General features: G+C 41.0%; 13 protein-coding genes. 8 read left to right on the top strand and 5 right to left on the bottom strand.

The features are described from left to right. Nucleotides 1-382, top strand: a 382-nt coding sequence (locus tag WAZ74_RS03375; RefSeq protein ID WP_422305803.1) for a hypothetical protein, incomplete at its 5' end; no start/stop codon positions are given. 397 nt (nucleotides 383-779) lie between these two features. Here WAZ74_RS03375 and cadR read toward each other — a convergent pair. Beyond that, entirely contained in the window at nucleotides 780-1,190 is a 411-nt protein-coding gene (gene cadR / locus WAZ74_RS03370) for a Cd(II)/Pb(II)-responsive transcriptional regulator (protein ID WP_422305801.1), read from the bottom strand. A gap of 139 nt (nucleotides 1,191-1,329) precedes the next feature. Here cadR and WAZ74_RS03365 point away from each other — a divergent pair, with 139 nt between their 5' ends. Beyond that, nucleotides 1,330-3,546 carry a heavy metal translocating P-type ATPase gene (locus tag WAZ74_RS03365; protein WP_422305799.1) on the top strand — a complete coding sequence of 739 codons (2,217 nt, stop codon included), beginning with the start codon at nucleotides 1,330-1,332 and terminating at the stop codon, nucleotides 3,544-3,546. A gap of 203 nt (nucleotides 3,547-3,749) precedes the next feature. Here WAZ74_RS03365 and WAZ74_RS03360 read toward each other — a convergent pair whose 3' ends face one another. Further along, nucleotides 3,750-4,766 carry an AraC family transcriptional regulator ligand-binding domain-containing protein gene (locus WAZ74_RS03360; RefSeq protein WP_422305797.1) on the bottom strand — a complete coding sequence of 339 codons (1,017 nt, stop codon included), beginning with the start codon at nucleotides 4,764-4,766 and terminating at the stop codon, nucleotides 3,750-3,752. Nucleotides 4,767-4,938: 172 nt separating this feature from the next. On the opposite strand from WAZ74_RS03360, the gene WAZ74_RS03355 reads away from it, so the two are divergent. Together WAZ74_RS03355 and WAZ74_RS03350 are read left to right on the top strand one after the other, a co-directional pair. Next, the gene (locus WAZ74_RS03355) at nucleotides 4,939-6,372 is read left to right on the top strand and encodes a coniferyl aldehyde dehydrogenase (RefSeq protein ID WP_422305795.1); all 1,434 of its coding nucleotides are present in this window, start codon (nucleotides 4,939-4,941) and stop codon (nucleotides 6,370-6,372) included. A 149-nt stretch (nucleotides 6,373-6,521) separates the two neighbouring features. Continuing rightward, nucleotides 6,522-7,817, top strand: coding sequence for an iron-containing alcohol dehydrogenase (locus WAZ74_RS03350; RefSeq protein ID WP_422305793.1), 1,296 nt, complete (start codon nucleotides 6,522-6,524; stop codon nucleotides 7,815-7,817). A 228-nt stretch (nucleotides 7,818-8,045) separates the two neighbouring features. Here the strand turns inward: WAZ74_RS03350 and WAZ74_RS03345 are convergent, their stop codons facing one another. Then, a complete protein-coding gene (locus tag WAZ74_RS03345) occupies nucleotides 8,046-9,173 on the bottom strand; it encodes an AraC family transcriptional regulator ligand-binding domain-containing protein (protein WP_422305790.1) in 1,128 nt (375 codons plus the stop codon). Between the two features lie 136 nt (nucleotides 9,174-9,309). Between WAZ74_RS03345 and WAZ74_RS03340 the strand changes: the two genes are divergently transcribed. Both WAZ74_RS03340 and WAZ74_RS03335 read left to right on the top strand, forming a co-directional pair. Next, nucleotides 9,310-9,630 (top strand): 2Fe-2S iron-sulfur cluster-binding protein, encoded by a 321-nt coding sequence (locus WAZ74_RS03340; RefSeq protein WP_422305805.1) that lies wholly within the window; start codon nucleotides 9,310-9,312, stop codon nucleotides 9,628-9,630. Nucleotides 9,631-9,774: 144 nt separating this feature from the next. Continuing rightward, entirely contained in the window at nucleotides 9,775-11,241 is a 1,467-nt protein-coding gene (locus WAZ74_RS03335) for a cytochrome P450 (RefSeq protein WP_422305788.1), read from the top strand. A 291-nt stretch (nucleotides 11,242-11,532) separates the two neighbouring features. Here the strand turns inward: WAZ74_RS03335 and WAZ74_RS03330 are convergent, their stop codons facing one another. Continuing rightward, entirely contained in the window at nucleotides 11,533-12,528 is a 996-nt protein-coding gene (locus WAZ74_RS03330; protein WP_422305786.1) for a diaminopimelate dehydrogenase, read from the bottom strand. Nucleotides 12,529-13,305: 777 nt separating this feature from the next. Between WAZ74_RS03330 and WAZ74_RS03325 the strand changes: the two genes are divergently transcribed. Next, nucleotides 13,306-13,719: a PaaI family thioesterase gene (locus tag WAZ74_RS03325; RefSeq protein WP_422305784.1), complete on the top strand. Its 414-nt coding sequence runs from the start codon at nucleotides 13,306-13,308 to the stop codon at nucleotides 13,717-13,719. A gap of 254 nt (nucleotides 13,720-13,973) precedes the next feature. Here the strand turns inward: WAZ74_RS03325 and WAZ74_RS03320 are convergent, their stop codons facing one another. Further along, the gene (locus WAZ74_RS03320; RefSeq protein ID WP_422305782.1) at nucleotides 13,974-14,474 is read right to left on the bottom strand and encodes a hypothetical protein; all 501 of its coding nucleotides are present in this window, start codon (nucleotides 14,472-14,474) and stop codon (nucleotides 13,974-13,976) included. A 50-nt stretch (nucleotides 14,475-14,524) separates the two neighbouring features. Between WAZ74_RS03320 and WAZ74_RS03315 the strand changes: the two genes are divergently transcribed. After that, entirely contained in the window at nucleotides 14,525-14,689 is a 165-nt protein-coding gene (locus tag WAZ74_RS03315; protein ID WP_422305780.1) for a hypothetical protein, read from the top strand. Nucleotides 14,690-15,577 lie beyond the last annotated feature (888 nt).

Below are 15,577 nucleotides of genomic sequence, written 5' to 3'. Positions count from 1 at the left end.
TAAGTCTGACAAGAAAGATAAGTCTGACAAGAAAGATAAGTCTGACAAGAAAGATAAGTCTGACAAGAAAGATAAGTCTGACAAGAAAGATAAGTCTGACAAGAAAGATAAGTCTGACAAGAAAAAGCAGGATAAGAAGGACGATAAAAAACAGAATAAGCAAGATAAGAAAGACGATAAAGAACAGAATAAGCAAGATAAGAAACACGATAAAAAACAGAAAAAGCAGGATAAGAAAGACGATAAAAAACAGAAAAAACTAAACAAGGAAGATTATAAGGCTCAGAAAAAGCAAGATCAAATAGATAGTAAGGTTCAGAAAAAGCTGGATAAGAAAAAAGGTAAGGTTCAGAACGAACAAAATAAAAAATGGCAATTCTAAAAACCCTATTATTAAAATATTTAATAGGTTTTAGACATTATGGATACTAGGCTAAAAGCTTTTGATGAGTAGGTAAAGCACTCTAAAAAATTGATAGATACTTCAAAAGTAGGATGCAGTAAGATCGCTAATAAAAAGATAAAGGCTTATGTACAAGAGATCAGTTAGATAATTAATTTAATCTATGAACGTAACATAGTTACTAATCCAGTGTTAGACGCTTTATTTATAAAGTATAGCACTGGATTTTTATTGTCTGCTATTTAGTTGAGAATCTAGGTTAAAAATAAATCATTGATTACAGATAATCATTCACTTCAAAGAGCAGGGTAGACCATGTGGAGCATATTTGAGTCTTCGTAACTTAATCAGTCAGAAATAGATGCTACGAATGTCACTACTTATGACAAGAATTGTCGGCAAGAGTATTCAATATCCCACAGGACTTAGCTGAGGCCTCGCTTATGCATTTCTGACGTAAAGTAGTTAGATGTTTTTTCAACTGCATTAATTCATCCATTCGTATTTCCACAGTACGAATATGTTCATCCAATAAATTATTCACATGTCCACAGTCTTTGTCAGGTTCATCCCAATACTCAAGTAAGACTCGCACTTCATCCAATGTCATGTCAAGCGTACGGCAGTGTAGAATAAATTGTAGCCGTTCTATGTGCTTATCATTATACAAGCGATAGTTTCCAGAGCTACGAGACGGCTCTGGTAATAAACGCTCCTTTTCGTAATAGCGAATGGTTTCTACTGTTGCGCCTGTACGTTTGGCAAGCTCACCGATTTTGGTTGGCATAATGGACTCTTTGTTTTAAAACTTCAAAATATTCATAGCTTTTAGTATTAAAAAATAAAATCTATTGAAGGATATACAGTCTATTGACTCTGAAGCCACTAGAGGGTTCATAATAGCACTATTCAATGGAGAACTCCCTATGCAATATCATATCAAAGGTATGGACTGTGCCAGTTGTGTTGGCAAGATTGAAACGGCGCTAGCACGATTGCCGGGCGTTTCTGATATTCAGTTAAACTACGCCACAGAAAAGTTAGAGCTGACGTTAGCTCACGATGCCAAAACTCAATCGCATGATATCGAAAAAACCATCAAAAGATTAGGGTTTGATATATCCGATAGCACGCAATCAAAAAGTACAACAGATATGGAGAGTGATAAGCCATTGGAGCCAGAGCATTGGTGGCAATCTCGCAAAGGCAAACAGGTGATTGGTCTGGGTCTGTTAATGAGCGCTGCCTATATCATAGCGCTCATTTTTCCTGATTTTGGAATGTGGGCATTTGCGGCTGCCGTAATAATAGGTGTATTTCCCTTTGCGCGTAAAGCGGTGGCTCTAGCGATGACAGGCACGCCTTTTTCAATTGAGATGCTGATGTCTGTAGCGGCAATTGGAGCGCTCATCATTGGTGAAGCTGAAGAGGCCGCCGCAGTTGTCTTCTTATTTTCAGTTGGTGAATTGTTTGAGAGTATCGCTGCTGATCGAGCTCGTGCTGGTATCAGGGCTTTGGCGTCTTTGGTTCCAAAGACTGCGATTTTACTTGATGCACAAGGTAAGCAGCAAAATGTCGCGGCGGCTTCGCTACAAGTGAATGACCTTGTGCTGGTGCGTCCTGGCGATAGTGTCTCTGCCGATGGGGTTATTATACAGGGTACATCCAGCCTTGATGATTCGCCCGTGACCGGAGAATCCGTTCCTGTTAGCAAAACGATAGGGGATGATGTATTCGCAGGGTCGATTAACATTGATGGGGTACTGCAAATACGGGTGGAGAAAACGGCCGCCGATAATACCATTGCGCGCATTATTAATTTGGTAGAGCAAGCGCAAGCCTCCAAAGCACCTACCGCCCGTTTTATTGAAAAATTCAGTCGCTACTATACGCCAACAGTGATGGCCATTGCTGCGCTGATTATTATCGTCCCGCCGTTAGCGATGGGAGGCGAATGGGCGACTTGGCTGTATCGTGGTCTGGCATTGTTGTTAATTGCCTGTCCCTGCGCACTGGTGTTATCAACACCAGCTGCCATCGCCTCTGGTTTGGCTGTCGGTGCGCGCCGTGGACTGCTGATTAAAGGCGGTAGTGCCTTGGAAACTATCGGTCGAGTAGAGACGGTTGCTTTTGATAAGACAGGTACTTTGACGCAAGGCGAACCACGCGTAACCGACGTTATTGCTTTTACACAAGAGTACTCGATTTCTCAACATGAAGATTTTCAAGGTCAGGACACTCATGTTCAAGATGCTCAAGGTCAAAATGAAATACTGGCGCTCTTTGCTAGTGTGGAGTCAGGCTCCAGTCACCCGCTTGCTAAAGCTATTGTCAGTCATGCTGAAGCAGCCAATATTGTCATACCCATCGCCTCCAATGCGTCGGCTACTGCGGGTAAAGCGGTACATGCCACTATTGCTGGGCGTTTGCTAGCCATCGGCTCGCCTGTCTACGCAGCTGATGAAGCAGTCATTTCTGCCAAACAACAGACCCAAATTGAAACACTGCAAAATGAGGGCAAGACCGTCTCTATTCTATTCGATGAGCAAAGTCGCACGGCACTTGGATTGGTCGCACTACGAGATGAGTTACGAGATGATGCTTTCGAGGGTGTCGCACAGCTTAAAGCGATGGGCGTGAACGCGGTCATGCTCACAGGTGATAATCGCCTGACCGCGCAAGCGCTTGCTAGTAGTTTAGATATAGAATGGAAAGCGGAACTGTTACCTGAAGACAAACTGCGCCTGCTTAACGAGATGAAGAACAACCGTAAAATAGCGATGGTGGGTGATGGTATTAATGATGCGCCAGCGCTAGCAACCGCCGATGTCGGCATCGCGATGGGCGGCGGTACGGATGTGGCCATCGAAACCGCTGATATTGCGTTACTAAAAAGTCGTGTTACCGATGTCGCGCATTTAATTGCACTGTCACGCGCTACTATGGCCAACATTCATCAAAACGTCATTTTCGCATTGGGTCTAAAAGGTATTTTTTTAATCACGACTATACTCGGGATTACTGGACTATGGATCGCTGTCATGGCTGATGCTGGAGCGACGGTGCTTGTTACCCTTAATGCTTTGCGTTTATTGCGTTTTAAAGGTACTAACTCACGTATAAAACTTTCTAAAGTTAATTAAGTAATACATATATGTACTTGTTACATTTATCAAATGAATAGACTAGGGATAGTCAGTTCTTTATAAAAACGAACTACATTAGGTTGTAATAGCGCTCATAAAGAGATCATTATATGTATTTAGAATTTTGGTGGCTATTTCATTCCTAAATAAAAATAAGGCAAGTTAGATTAGATGATTCGTACTTAAACCAGCAATGTATTTTATGCTGGTTTTTTAGATTTATTCTTCCATTCTGTTGGTGTCATACCAAACCATATTTTAAATTGGCGGCTAAAAATAGACAGTTCAGCATAACCAAGCTGGAGTGCAACATCTGTTAGGTTAATGCTCGCTGTACTAATAATACGTATCGCTTCTTTTTTCCGCACATCTTCTAATAACTCTCTATAAGTTGTTCCTTTTTCTCTCAATTGGCGTTGTACCTTTTTTTGATGTTGCCCTACACATAATGCGACATTTGCAATGCTACAATCGCCCGTAGCCAATAGCATTTTCATCGCACTTTCTATTAAAAAGGTTTCATCACTGATGGATTTAGTACTTTCATTTTCTAATTGTTGCAAAATAAGTTGATTAACCAAATCATCATTAAAGTGGTAGGGCTTATGAGCTAAAAGGTCTGTGGAAAAATATAAAGCGTTCTTCTTGGCAGCAAATTCTACCTCACAGTCAAACATCTTAGTTAATAACTGTTGGGATTCAAGCGTGGGATTTTGTTTTAACTTTATTTTTTTTGGACGCCATGTTGGACCAATCAAATCTTTTATAATATTGCGCATTAAACAGATGGCAAGTTGTGCTTCCTGTGGTCTATCTATATTTTGTGCATTCTGACTGAGTATATTTAGCTCGGATAATTGATTGGGAAGTTTATTTGCATGAAAAGTGAAACCTTCTGCATGCACATCAATGTATTTTTGTGCGACATGCAATGATTCTAATACGCTATTTTGCCTAGATATGTAAATGCCAATGAGACCTATCGTTCGAATATTCTGATTGGCGGCTAACTTGAGGCCAAAACACTCTTCGTGACAGATTAATCCTGCTAATTCTAATAAATTCAAATATCGATCGTAGTCAATCAGGGAATCTGGCTCATTTAGCATCGATGGTAATATACCGACTTTACTGAGAATATCGATAGGGTCGCACCCATAACTACGAACTAAATCCTCAAAACCACTGAGACCGGCTGCCCGAATATAATTTCCCATAGCACACTCCTTTTATCCGAATTATTAACTGAATGTCCTAAAATGTCAAATTAATGTCCTGTATTATCAAACTATGCCTTAAGTGTTCTGCTACAGTTCAACAATCAAAGACTCAATAGAATATGGAAAATATAATTGAGTCGTAACTAGCGTTGCTGTAATAGGGAAATTTATGCAAATGACAGGCGAATATTTAGAGATAGAAAAGCAACTACATGATGGTTTACAACTGCAAAAAAACCACGCCCGAGAAGAAGGTATTGAAAGCATTGCTGTAAGAAAAAAGCATTTACAAAATTTAAAAGCGTTAATTACTGACCACCGTGAAGCATTGATTGATGCCGTCAATCGCGATTACGGTAATCGATCAAGACATGAAACCTTGTTGGCTGAAATTATTACTGCGACAGATGATATTAATAGTAGTATTAAGCATCTCAAAAAATGGACTAAAATTCAAAAACGTAAAGTAGATTTTAGTATCTACTTTGGCGCAAAAAATCGTCTGATTCCACAACCTTTGGGTGTCATAGGCTTGATTGTACCGTGGAACTTTCCCATCAATTTAATGTTCACTCAGCTTTCAGCTGTCTTTGCAGCCGGTAACAAAGCGCTGGTGAAACTGTCAGAGAATTCACGTCATCTGGCGGCTTTATTAATTCAATTGATTCCGCAATACTTTCAGCCTGAAAAGTTGCAAATTTTTGATGAAACGGGTGGGGTGGGCATCGCATTTTCAAAGCTGCCTTTAGACCATCTAATATTTACGGGTTCTGGCGCGACTGGCAAAAAAGTCATGGCGGCAGCAGCAGAGAACTTAACGGCCGTGACGCTAGAGTTGGGTGGGAAGTCACCTGCGGTGATTGATCCAGATTATCCGCTAGCAAAAGCGGTTGAGCGGATCATGTTCGTCAAGCAATTGAATGCGGGGCAAATATGTACGAATATTGATTATCTATTTGTACACGAATCACAAAAAGAAAACTTTATCCAAACGGTAGAGGATTGGGTCAAACAACATGTCCCTGATATTCATAGTAAAGATTATACCTCCATCATTGATGACCGCTCGTTTCAGCGCTTAAGTCACTGTGTTAGTGAAGCACAGGACAAAGGCGCCACGGTGATTAATTTAAATAAGCAACCAGCCGATGAGATAAGCCGTAAATTTCCATTAACATTGATTTTTAATAGTACGGATCAAATGGAAATTGATACCCGAGAAATCTTTGGTCCGATTTTAATGGTCAAAACCTATCGTCAGACTGAAGAAGTAGTGACATATATTGCGCAGCGTGATCGTCCATTGGCCTTTTATCCTTTTAGTCAAAATAAAGCCTTAGTTGATTATTATATTGGTAATGTGATGTCTGGCGGGGTATCAGTAAATGACGCCTTATTCCATGTGGGACAGCATGATATACCGTTTGGTGGGATTGGTGCGAGCGGTATGGGGCATTACCATGGCTATGAAGGGTTTTTGACTTTCTCAAAGCTGCGTCCAGTATTTTATCAAGCACGTTTCTCAAGTTTAAAGTTTCTGGCACCGCCATACGGTAATTTTGCGGATCGTGTCCTTAACTTTTTAACCCGCATTAAATCTTAGTTTATAGCACTTGGATAGATTCATTGATTTTCAATTTTTAAAGCGGTTATTTTAAAAATTGAGTAGATGGACATCGACGAATAACAAGATCGTAGTGGTCAACTGATTTTGAACATGGCCATTAAAAGTACGACTAAAAGGAATTTAATATGACTAGTATAACTACAAAGAAACGCACAAATTTCGCTGATTCATTGCAATATGCAGGCTATCTAGCAGTTGCTAAAACTCGAGCTAAAGTACTAAAAGTATTTACACTTGTGGTTCCTATGCCAAGCCCGATATTATTGGTAGGTAAAAACGCTTGTAACGAGCTGTGTGACCTATTTATTAAAGAGGGGCGTACCAATGTCTTCATCGTTACGGATGCTGTACTGAATAAGCTTGGCGTACCAGAAAAGGTTAACAACTATCTTGAGCAAAATAATATTCGCTATCAGATTTATGATGGGATTACCCCTGATCCGACTTCTAAAGTCATTGAGGATGGGCTTCGACAGTCTGTTAATGCGGGATGTGATGTGGTGCTAGCAATCGGTGGTGGTTCAGTCATTGATGCTGCCAAAATGATTGCCATGTGCCAAGGCAATAACTGCCAACCCAAGCAGCTCATCGGTCTCTTTAAAGCCAAGAAACCTTGTTTACCGCTTTACTGTATTCCTACTACCGCTGGTACAGGCTCAGAGGCGACCATCGGTGCAGTCGTATCGGACGATGAAACCCATCAAAAATCTATCGCTATTGATACTAAAATGGTGCCATTAGCTGCAGCTATTGACCCGACAATCATGCAAGGTATGCCGCCACACATTACGGCCGATACGGGTATTGATGTCCTCACGCACGCTTTAGAGGCATGGATGAGCGTGAACGCTAGTGCTGATACCGACGGCTATGCCGCGTCCGCCGTCGAAACCGTTATGCATTATTTACCGATAGCTTATAAAGATGGTAGTGACTTAAAAGCTCGAGAAGAGATGGGTGTCGCCGCTCACCATGGTGGACTGGCACTAAACAAAGCAGGGCTTGGCTATGTACATGCTATCGCTCATCAATTGGGTGCATATTATGGCACGCCGCACGGACGAGCCAATGCTATCGTTCTACCTTATGTGCTTGAGCTAAACCGTAAAGCCAGCGAGAAGCGATTGGCAATACTAGCCAGAAAGACTGGCGTTGTAAAAGACAGTCAAGACAGTGATGCTGAAATAGCAGATTACTTTATTGCCCAAGTGAATACCTTGCTCAAAACCATCGGTATTAGTCCTATTGTCAGGGATATGCAAGCAAGTGATTTTGATCATATGGCAAAAGCTGCTGCTAAAGAAGTCAGGGATACTTATGCCGTCCCAGCTTATATGGAAGGCTCAGATATTAAAAACATTTTAATAAAAATTAAGACAGCAAGTGAAAAAGCCAGTCATGACAAATTAGTTAGTGACTAGCTTTAATAGAATGCTTTACAGCGAGCGGCCGTTAATAATGTTAACGGCCGCTTTGTGCTTCTAAATTTCTAATAATGTTACATGTATTAGAAAACTCTCTCAACTCCAGCGATAGTTGATCACTATACGATTTCTTCGGATTAAATCGGTGTGCATAAAACATTGGTTTAATGGAAGAGTAATAAATACTTAAGCTGATAACGAATAGAATATTTCTCATTGAGAAAGTCATATTTTTTTGATGCGCTCACCGGTGTTTAGTGAGGCTGATTGCTCTCGGCGATAATCGCTCGGTGTCATATCAAACCAACGTTTAAACGCGCGGCGAAAATTTGCGCTGTCATGGTAGTTTAGCAGGCTAGCAATTGCATCAACCGATAATTCACTATCACGCAAATAACTACTGGCTTGCGTTGATAGTATGCTGTCGCGAAGCTCCCTAAACGATAGCGCATGCTGTTTTAATTTACGCGCAAGGGTGCGTTTGCTCACGAATAAAGCCGCTGCCACGCTGGCTTCGTTGAGTTCACTTAAAGGCTGCGACAGCATTATTCTTTGTATTTGGTAAAGGTCGCTGTGCGTCTGTGGGTTTAATTGCGCGAGCATTAATTCGCATTGGCGCATTGCCAACAGATAACCTTCTTGATTGGCTGAGGCGTTTGGAATTTCACATATACTTAAAGGAATTTTTACTTTTAAATCGTTGGCGGAAAATGCATAGGCACCGGGAAAATACTCTGCGTAGCACTGGCTATAGCTAGGTTTAGCATGACTAAAATAGATGCTGGCCTCAGTCACTGGACGGCCTACAATAAACTCTGCACACTCATAAAAAATAACGGCACAGGTTTCAGACAACACACGATGAACAGTCGGGCTTAGCGCAATATCAAACTGAACCAAACAAAGGACTGTGTCAGCCTCGATCTGTAGTTGTAAACGCGCAAAACTGATGCGTGTCGGTAAAAATGACTGAAATGCTTGTAATGCAATCAATAAATTGGGGCTGCTGTTGACCAAAAAACCCATCGCACCGTGTGTTGATGGCGTCAAGCGTTGACCAAGTCGTAAGCCAAAATCTAGATGCTTGGATAAATATAAACCGTTGTGCAAAATCTGAATTTGTTGCTGTGCAGTCAGGCGTGTCTCCTCCTGCATAAATTGCTTGGTAGTGAGCGATGTAAATTGTAGTAACTTTGGAATATCCCGAATGTTTAGTGCCAGTTCACGGCCAATAATGCGCGCGTAATTGGACGGAATACTCGCGGTGTCAGTGTAGGTGCTGTCAGAATTGTTAAGCTGTGAATATCTTGAATTTGCTGATTGCGCACTGGTCATAATGACTTCCGATCTCATATTTTTATACCTAAATTCAATTAGTATTGTCTCTTTATGACCCTATGTTGTCAATAAATGACCTCCTTAAATTGTGCTTATCACTGTAGAGTTTAATACCTAGTGAGCTATTGTAATTTTTTTTGGAGATAAAATGATGGCTATGGTTACCTTTGTTGAACATGACGGAACACAGCACGCAGTTGATATTGAAGCAGGTAAATCTTTGATGCAGCTTGCAACTGATAATGGCATACCGGGTATTGATGCTGATTGCGGTGGGGAGTGCGCGTGCGGAACCTGCCATGTCATTCTTGAGTGTCAATGGCTGCCTCTTATGAATGATGCAAAAATAGATGAGTTGCAAATGCTGGATATGACGCCAGAGAAAACCAGTACCTCGCGGCTGTCATGCCAAATCCAAGTGTCAGATGCTATGGATGGCATGATAGTACAGTTACCAGAATTTCAAATGTGACGTAATCAACATAATGCATGTTTTAAGTCAGTATTTACACAAGCCTAATGAGCTAAAAAATTCTATTTATTAGATTCATAGTTATTAAGTGCTCATAGTCATTGAGTGCTTACCTCACGCAGTCGGTCAAAGGATGACAATGCAATGACAAACACAAAAATAATGAATGCTGTAAAAACAGCATTACAAACAGCCCTGCCATCATCTCTAACCACAGCCATTGATAAAACTGCGGTACAGACCATAACTAAAGCATCGGCAGTGGTGCCCATTCATATTCAAATAAAAGGGGCGCATCTGTTTCAAACGGTTAAGAAGCGCGTGCTTAACCAAAGTGGTTTTCCTGATTTTATTGAAAAACCCATTCCAGAAGTATCTACGCTAGCGTTAGCAGATATCGACCTAAGCAATCCATTTTTGTTTAGACAGCATCGCTGGGAATCCTACTATAAACGCTTGCGTGATGAAGACCCTGTACATTATCAAGCCAATAGTCCGTTTGGTGCATTTTGGTCAGTCATGCGTTATGAAGATATTGTTTTTGTAGACAAACACTACGAATTATTTTCGTCTGAACCTGTGATTTTGATGGGCAATCAGCCTGAAGGATTAAAGGCTGAAATGTTTATTGCGATGGATCCGCCGAAGCACGATATTCAAAGGCAAGCGGTACAAGGTGTGGTCGCGCCCAGAAACTTGTTAGAGATGGAAGCACTCATTCGTACGCGTACCCAAGAAGTGCTAGACAGCTTGCCAATAGGCGTGGAATTTGATTGGGTAGAAGCCGTATCTATTGAGCTGACAGCAAGAATGTTAGCTACCTTGTTAGATTTCCCTTATGAGAGACGCCGTAAACTGATTTATTGGTCAGATTTGGCAGCGGGCGCACCAGAGATGACTGGTGGCTCAAATGATATGGACGAAACCTTTGTTGCTGTGGCTGATATGGCCAAACAGTTTGCATCCCTTTGGCACGATAAGGCAGCGCGAATGGCTGCGGGTGAGGCAAAGGGTTTTGACTTAATCACCTTATTGCAATCAAATGACGATACCAAAGACCTGGTCCGACGCCCGATGGAATTTATTGGTAATTTAATCTTATTAATTGTCGGCGGTAATGACACCACACGTAACTCGATGACTGGCGGTGTACTGGCGCTGCATGATTTTCCAGAGCAATTTACTAAGCTAAAAGCCAATCCAAGTTTAATCCCCAATATGGTGTCTGAGATTATACGCTGGCAAACCCCTTTGGCCTATATGCGCCGTGTTGCCACCCAAGATGTTGAATTAAACGGCAAGCTGATTAAAAAAGGTGACAAAGTAGTGATGTGGTACGCCTCTGGCAACCGTGATGAACGTGCAATTGATCAGCCAGATGAGTTTATTATTGATCGTAAAAACGCTCGTAATCATTTGTCCTTTGGTTTTGGCGTCCATCGTTGTATGGGCAATCGTTTGGCTGAAATGCAATTGCGCATCCTATGGGAAGAATTGCTACGACGCTTTGAGCGTATCGAAGTGATCTCAAAACCAGAGATTGTGCAATCTAACTTTATCAGAGGCTATTCTAAAATGATGGTCAAACTCACTGCCAAGGCTGATGAATAAAGCTATGTGAAGCAATGGAAAAGTAGGTTATAAAGGCAAATAATGTCATAATCATTGGCGTAAATTATTGCCAGATGTATAGGCAAGTACGACATTCTGCTTGATCCTATACGCCTAGCAGAGTTACAACAAAAATTAGTTAGTAGTAGAAGCACAAAAAGAGCAACTGCTGCTCTAGGAGTGATTATAGTAAATGGTTCTAGTAGAGAAAAAGCACCAAGCATTAAATAATGGCTTGGTGCTTTTTATTTTTAACTCAGCGCTTTTATGTTTCTAGTTCGGAAATAGCGTTTATAGCAGTTCTTTACGCAGCTGCGCCGGTGTCTTTGGCGACAATAAACTTGGTGCCACGTCGAGCACCGTTTTTGCACCAGTTTCCCCTGCCAAGTTCATTTTATAAGTAGCACGAGCGTAGGCCACTAGCACGCTGGCGGTAAACTCAGGGTTACTGCCGAGCGTTAATGAAAACTCCAACACTTGGTTGTTCTGCTCATTATCGATGCCGCTTACGCCACTGCGAATAACAAAACCGCCATGTGGCATCTTTTGGTGCTCACGCTCAAAAGTGGATTGGTCAATAAAGTTCACTGTAGTGTCATAGTCGACAAAGTAATCCGGCATAGTCACGATGGTGTTGCGCACGGTAGCGGCATCAGCACCATCTGCTAGCACGATATAGCATTCTCGGGTGTGCTTCTCGCGTGTGCTTAGCGTTGGCTGCTCGCCGTTACGTACCCGTGCCATGGCAGGTTCTGAAGGAATGGTATATTGCACGCCTGACTTAACGCCATCTACGCGGCGTACCGCATCTGAGTGTCCTTGGCTTAAGCCCTTACCCCAAAAGGTATAGGTTTCGCCGACTGATAAAATAGCTTCGCCGTATAAGCGGTTGATAGAAAATAAACCGGGATCCCAACCTACGGATAACATAGCGACTTTATTGGCTTTCTTGGCAGGTACATCAAGCGCTGCAAAGTATTCAGGAATTTTGGCGTGAGTATCAAAGCTGTCGACGATATTAAATAAACCCGCGAATACTGGGCCTTGCTCGGGTAAATCAGACTTGGAGCCACCACATAAGATCAGTACGTCTATGTCATCTTTGTATTGTGCAATATCGTCCATGGCGTACACGGGCACGCTTGAGTCAATTAGGGTGACGGAGGTAGGATCGCGGCGGCTGAATACGCAGACTAACTGCATGTCTGGACTTTGCTTGATGGCGGCTTGGGTGCCGCGGCCGAGGTTGCCGTAACCGGCGATGGCGACTCTAATTACTGGTGTCATTATGATTAAGCCTTACGTTGGTGTAGCGGACAGTCGGTGACTGCTAGTGTGATATACATTAAGCAATATATGTTGCGCAATAACGATTTACAGTAAGCTGCACTATAATAAATAGAAGATCCGAATCACCTTAAGTATATCAGAGGTTGACTTAATTGAGTCAGGCAGTGATGTCTGACACGGTTAAATTTTCATAATATAGTGGATCCACTTTTAAAAGAATACAGTGCTACTGGGATTAATTATTCGCAGCCTCTGTCTGCATAGGCACAGCAAGCAAGAAAAATTGATACCAGTAGCACGTTATAATATTTGTATTTTTTTTATTCAGGACTGACTATACCGTTTTTCAAACTCAAAGGGCGACAAAGAATCAATGGTAATGGCATTGTGCAAATGGGTTTTATTGCACTAATCTACCTATTCAAAAGTTGCTATGCAACATTTCTTTAGAGCGATAGCTTAAGGAATGACTAAGTAGAAGGATAATCACTTGATGCTTCAATCAATATGCGAACAAAAAAAATAGAAGCGCACTATTAAGTCAGGAATACCCTATATGCCCACCAGTTAGATCAATCAAGTAAAATGCACTTTATTTATAAGATACAATAGAACCAAGCTATATCGTAAGTTGCCATGCAAGCCAGATAAGCTCTTTAAACGGTTTAAATAAAGAACTACTATGAGCATTTAACAAGATATTAAAAACCCAATAAACCTCAATGAGAATAGTAGATAGTTAACAGCGAATATAATTAGACATCAGGAGTAGGTATGTCTGCCACCAAAGAAGAGATCGTTGCCTTTATGGCATTAGAGTTTCCACAAACCAAATGTACGATTGAAGCAGTAAGGGATAATGGTTCGACCTTATCACACGATATTGGTAGAGACGAGCTGCGTCCTGGTGGCACGGTCTCCGGCCCCGTATTGATGAGCATTGCTGATGTCGCACTTTATGTCGCGATACTTGGTACGATTGGGATCGTACCGTTGACAGTGACAACTAGCCTTACTATTAATTTTTTGCGTAAGCCATCAGCAGAAGCACGAATCATTGCTGAGTGCAAATTAATAAAAGTAGGTCGGACGCTCATCGTAGGCGAGGTTTCCTTGTACTCAGAAGGCTCTAGTGACTTGGTTGCCCATGTTGTTGGTACCTATTCAATACCGCTTAAGCGTGACTAGGCGTGATTAAGAGACTGATAACTACATACTGTTAAATAAAATCGTTTCAGCACCATTGTTCTCAGTACCATTAGTTTCAGTGCTATTAATAGTCACATTGCTATCTAAAACATCGCCTTTAGCATTTATCTTGTAGCATTCTGTCGATGTCCCATCAGGGTCATAGCTAAGCAATAAGTTTTCTGAGCTTTCTATACACAGCCATGCGGTGTCATTACTTTCTCGTTTTAATGACCATGTCTGCGTATAGCTTTTTATCTTTTTATCTTTTTACGTTTGCTGCTATCGCTATAAACCTGCTCAGTGAGATAAGTACTTGAATCATCTATGCTGGCTATTTTCGGTATAGGCTTAGTTTGGGTTGCAATTGAATACTCATCTACGTCGCTCGTAAAGCCATGAAATACCAGTGGCTCCAAAGTAAAATAGTTGATACCTACCGATTTATCCACCACTTGATCATTTACTGTCGTGATAGCAACCATCTCAGCGCCTTGTACTTGTCTGTTATTAAACGTCATGGCACCTTTTGGCGTTACCTTGGTATCTATTACGACCAATTGTTCATCAATCAGCGTATATAATTGGTCACTATACGCTCGGGTATAGATGTTGAGCATAGCAGTCTCAACGGGGTAGTGGGTGACGACTTTATGAGTTTGATCAGGCTTATTCAGCACTGCTTTATTATTCATACCCGTCGCACAAGCGCTTAAACTAAGTACGGCTAATATACATAATCCTAGTGATTTCATGGCTTAACCCCTTAGCTTATTTAGATGGCTTATTTAATTGGCTTATATGAATGTCTACTATAATCGAATTTTTGAGCAACGCTACCTTTTATCCGTTTACGGTACCTGAAAGTAAAATTACGTATGGCTTTCATCTTACCTTTGGTCGTAAGGTATATTTTGCGTCTAAGGGTTATACCACTGAATTTTATATTGGTAAACCACTGAGTAAATAAATTATAGATGTCTTAAAACAAAGTAACCTGACTCCGAATATACCTATATAGTATCAAGGAAGGGACTAATTTTAGCGAAGCTGTACAAATTGGGTTAAGGGTCTGTTATGAGCAAGAGGATAAGCGTGCAAATTATTCAGGTTGATTTGTCACAGATTAGACTTAACCGTACCGCTCAATACGTATTTTTAACCTTCCATCTATTTTCTATTCGCTTTAATGAATATTAGGTGTAGTATATTAAGTGATTTCTCCTTAATGATAGAGAGGAAAGTTATGATAAATACTGGTGACAACCTAATATGTGTATGTGGTAATGATTGTTATGTCCAAGGCGTTGTCTACACTGTAGGCGATTATATAAATCTGAAATTTTTTGCAGTAATGACAGGTGATAATGACGAGTGTTGGTATGCTACAGCAGAGTGTGAAATTGATGGTATATGTATTCGCTTTGACGCAATAAACGATGCTTGTTTTGAGCATTATACTTGTGCATTGGAGGTAAGGAGTGAATGATATTTCAAACGAAAGAAAACTAAATGCTAGGCAAAGAAAAACTCACTTAATATGTGGGTTTTTCTTTGCCTAAAATCCCAAAATAATACACTAAAACGTGAGTGATATTGCGAGATTACGGTACATTTCAAACAGAGAAAACTAATAGTATTATGAATAAAAGGTTACGGCTGGCAGTTAGGATTCTTACTTAGGGTTTTAATGGGTATAGGTTATTGGATCGGATTATTGTACATCTGAGCGTATAGTCAGTCTTTTATAAATAAGATACAATGCTTTTAAAACTGAGAGAAAGATATTAATAACGATGACTTATTCTGCAGACTTCCGGGCGCAAGTGATCAAAAGTGTTAAGAACAAAGACATGAC

Source organism: Psychrobacter sp. (assembly GCF_049295055.1).
Lineage (GTDB): Bacteria > Pseudomonadota > Gammaproteobacteria > Pseudomonadales > Moraxellaceae > Psychrobacter.
This window is presented reverse-complemented; position numbering and strand designations above follow the sequence as displayed.

What these genes read in the sequence shown, in the direction of transcription:
- cadR (WP_422305801.1), bottom strand. Translation starts at nt 1,190, where the DNA reads ATGCCAACCAAAATCGGTGAGCTTGCCAAACGTACAGGCGCAACAGTA.
- WAZ74_RS03365 (WP_422305799.1), top strand. Translation starts at nt 1,330, where the DNA reads ATGCAATATCATATCAAAGGTATGGACTGTGCCAGTTGTGTTGGCAAG.
- WAZ74_RS03360 (WP_422305797.1), bottom strand. Translation starts at nt 4,766, where the DNA reads ATGGGAAATTATATTCGGGCAGCCGGTCTCAGTGGTTTTGAGGATTTA.
- WAZ74_RS03355 (WP_422305795.1), top strand. Translation starts at nt 4,939, where the DNA reads ATGCAAATGACAGGCGAATATTTAGAGATAGAAAAGCAACTACATGAT.
- WAZ74_RS03350 (WP_422305793.1), top strand. Translation starts at nt 6,522, where the DNA reads ATGACTAGTATAACTACAAAGAAACGCACAAATTTCGCTGATTCATTG.
- WAZ74_RS03345 (WP_422305790.1), bottom strand. Translation starts at nt 9,173, where the DNA reads ATGAGATCGGAAGTCATTATGACCAGTGCGCAATCAGCAAATTCAAGA.
- WAZ74_RS03340 (WP_422305805.1), top strand. Translation starts at nt 9,310, where the DNA reads ATGGCTATGGTTACCTTTGTTGAACATGACGGAACACAGCACGCAGTT.
- WAZ74_RS03335 (WP_422305788.1), top strand. Translation starts at nt 9,775, where the DNA reads ATGACAAACACAAAAATAATGAATGCTGTAAAAACAGCATTACAAACA.
- WAZ74_RS03330 (WP_422305786.1), bottom strand. Translation starts at nt 12,528, where the DNA reads ATGACACCAGTAATTAGAGTCGCCATCGCCGGTTACGGCAACCTCGGC.
- WAZ74_RS03325 (WP_422305784.1), top strand. Translation starts at nt 13,306, where the DNA reads ATGTCTGCCACCAAAGAAGAGATCGTTGCCTTTATGGCATTAGAGTTT.
- WAZ74_RS03320 (WP_422305782.1), bottom strand. Translation starts at nt 14,474, where the DNA reads ATGAAATCACTAGGATTATGTATATTAGCCGTACTTAGTTTAAGCGCT.
- WAZ74_RS03315 (WP_422305780.1), top strand. Translation starts at nt 14,525, where the DNA reads ATGTCTACTATAATCGAATTTTTGAGCAACGCTACCTTTTATCCGTTT.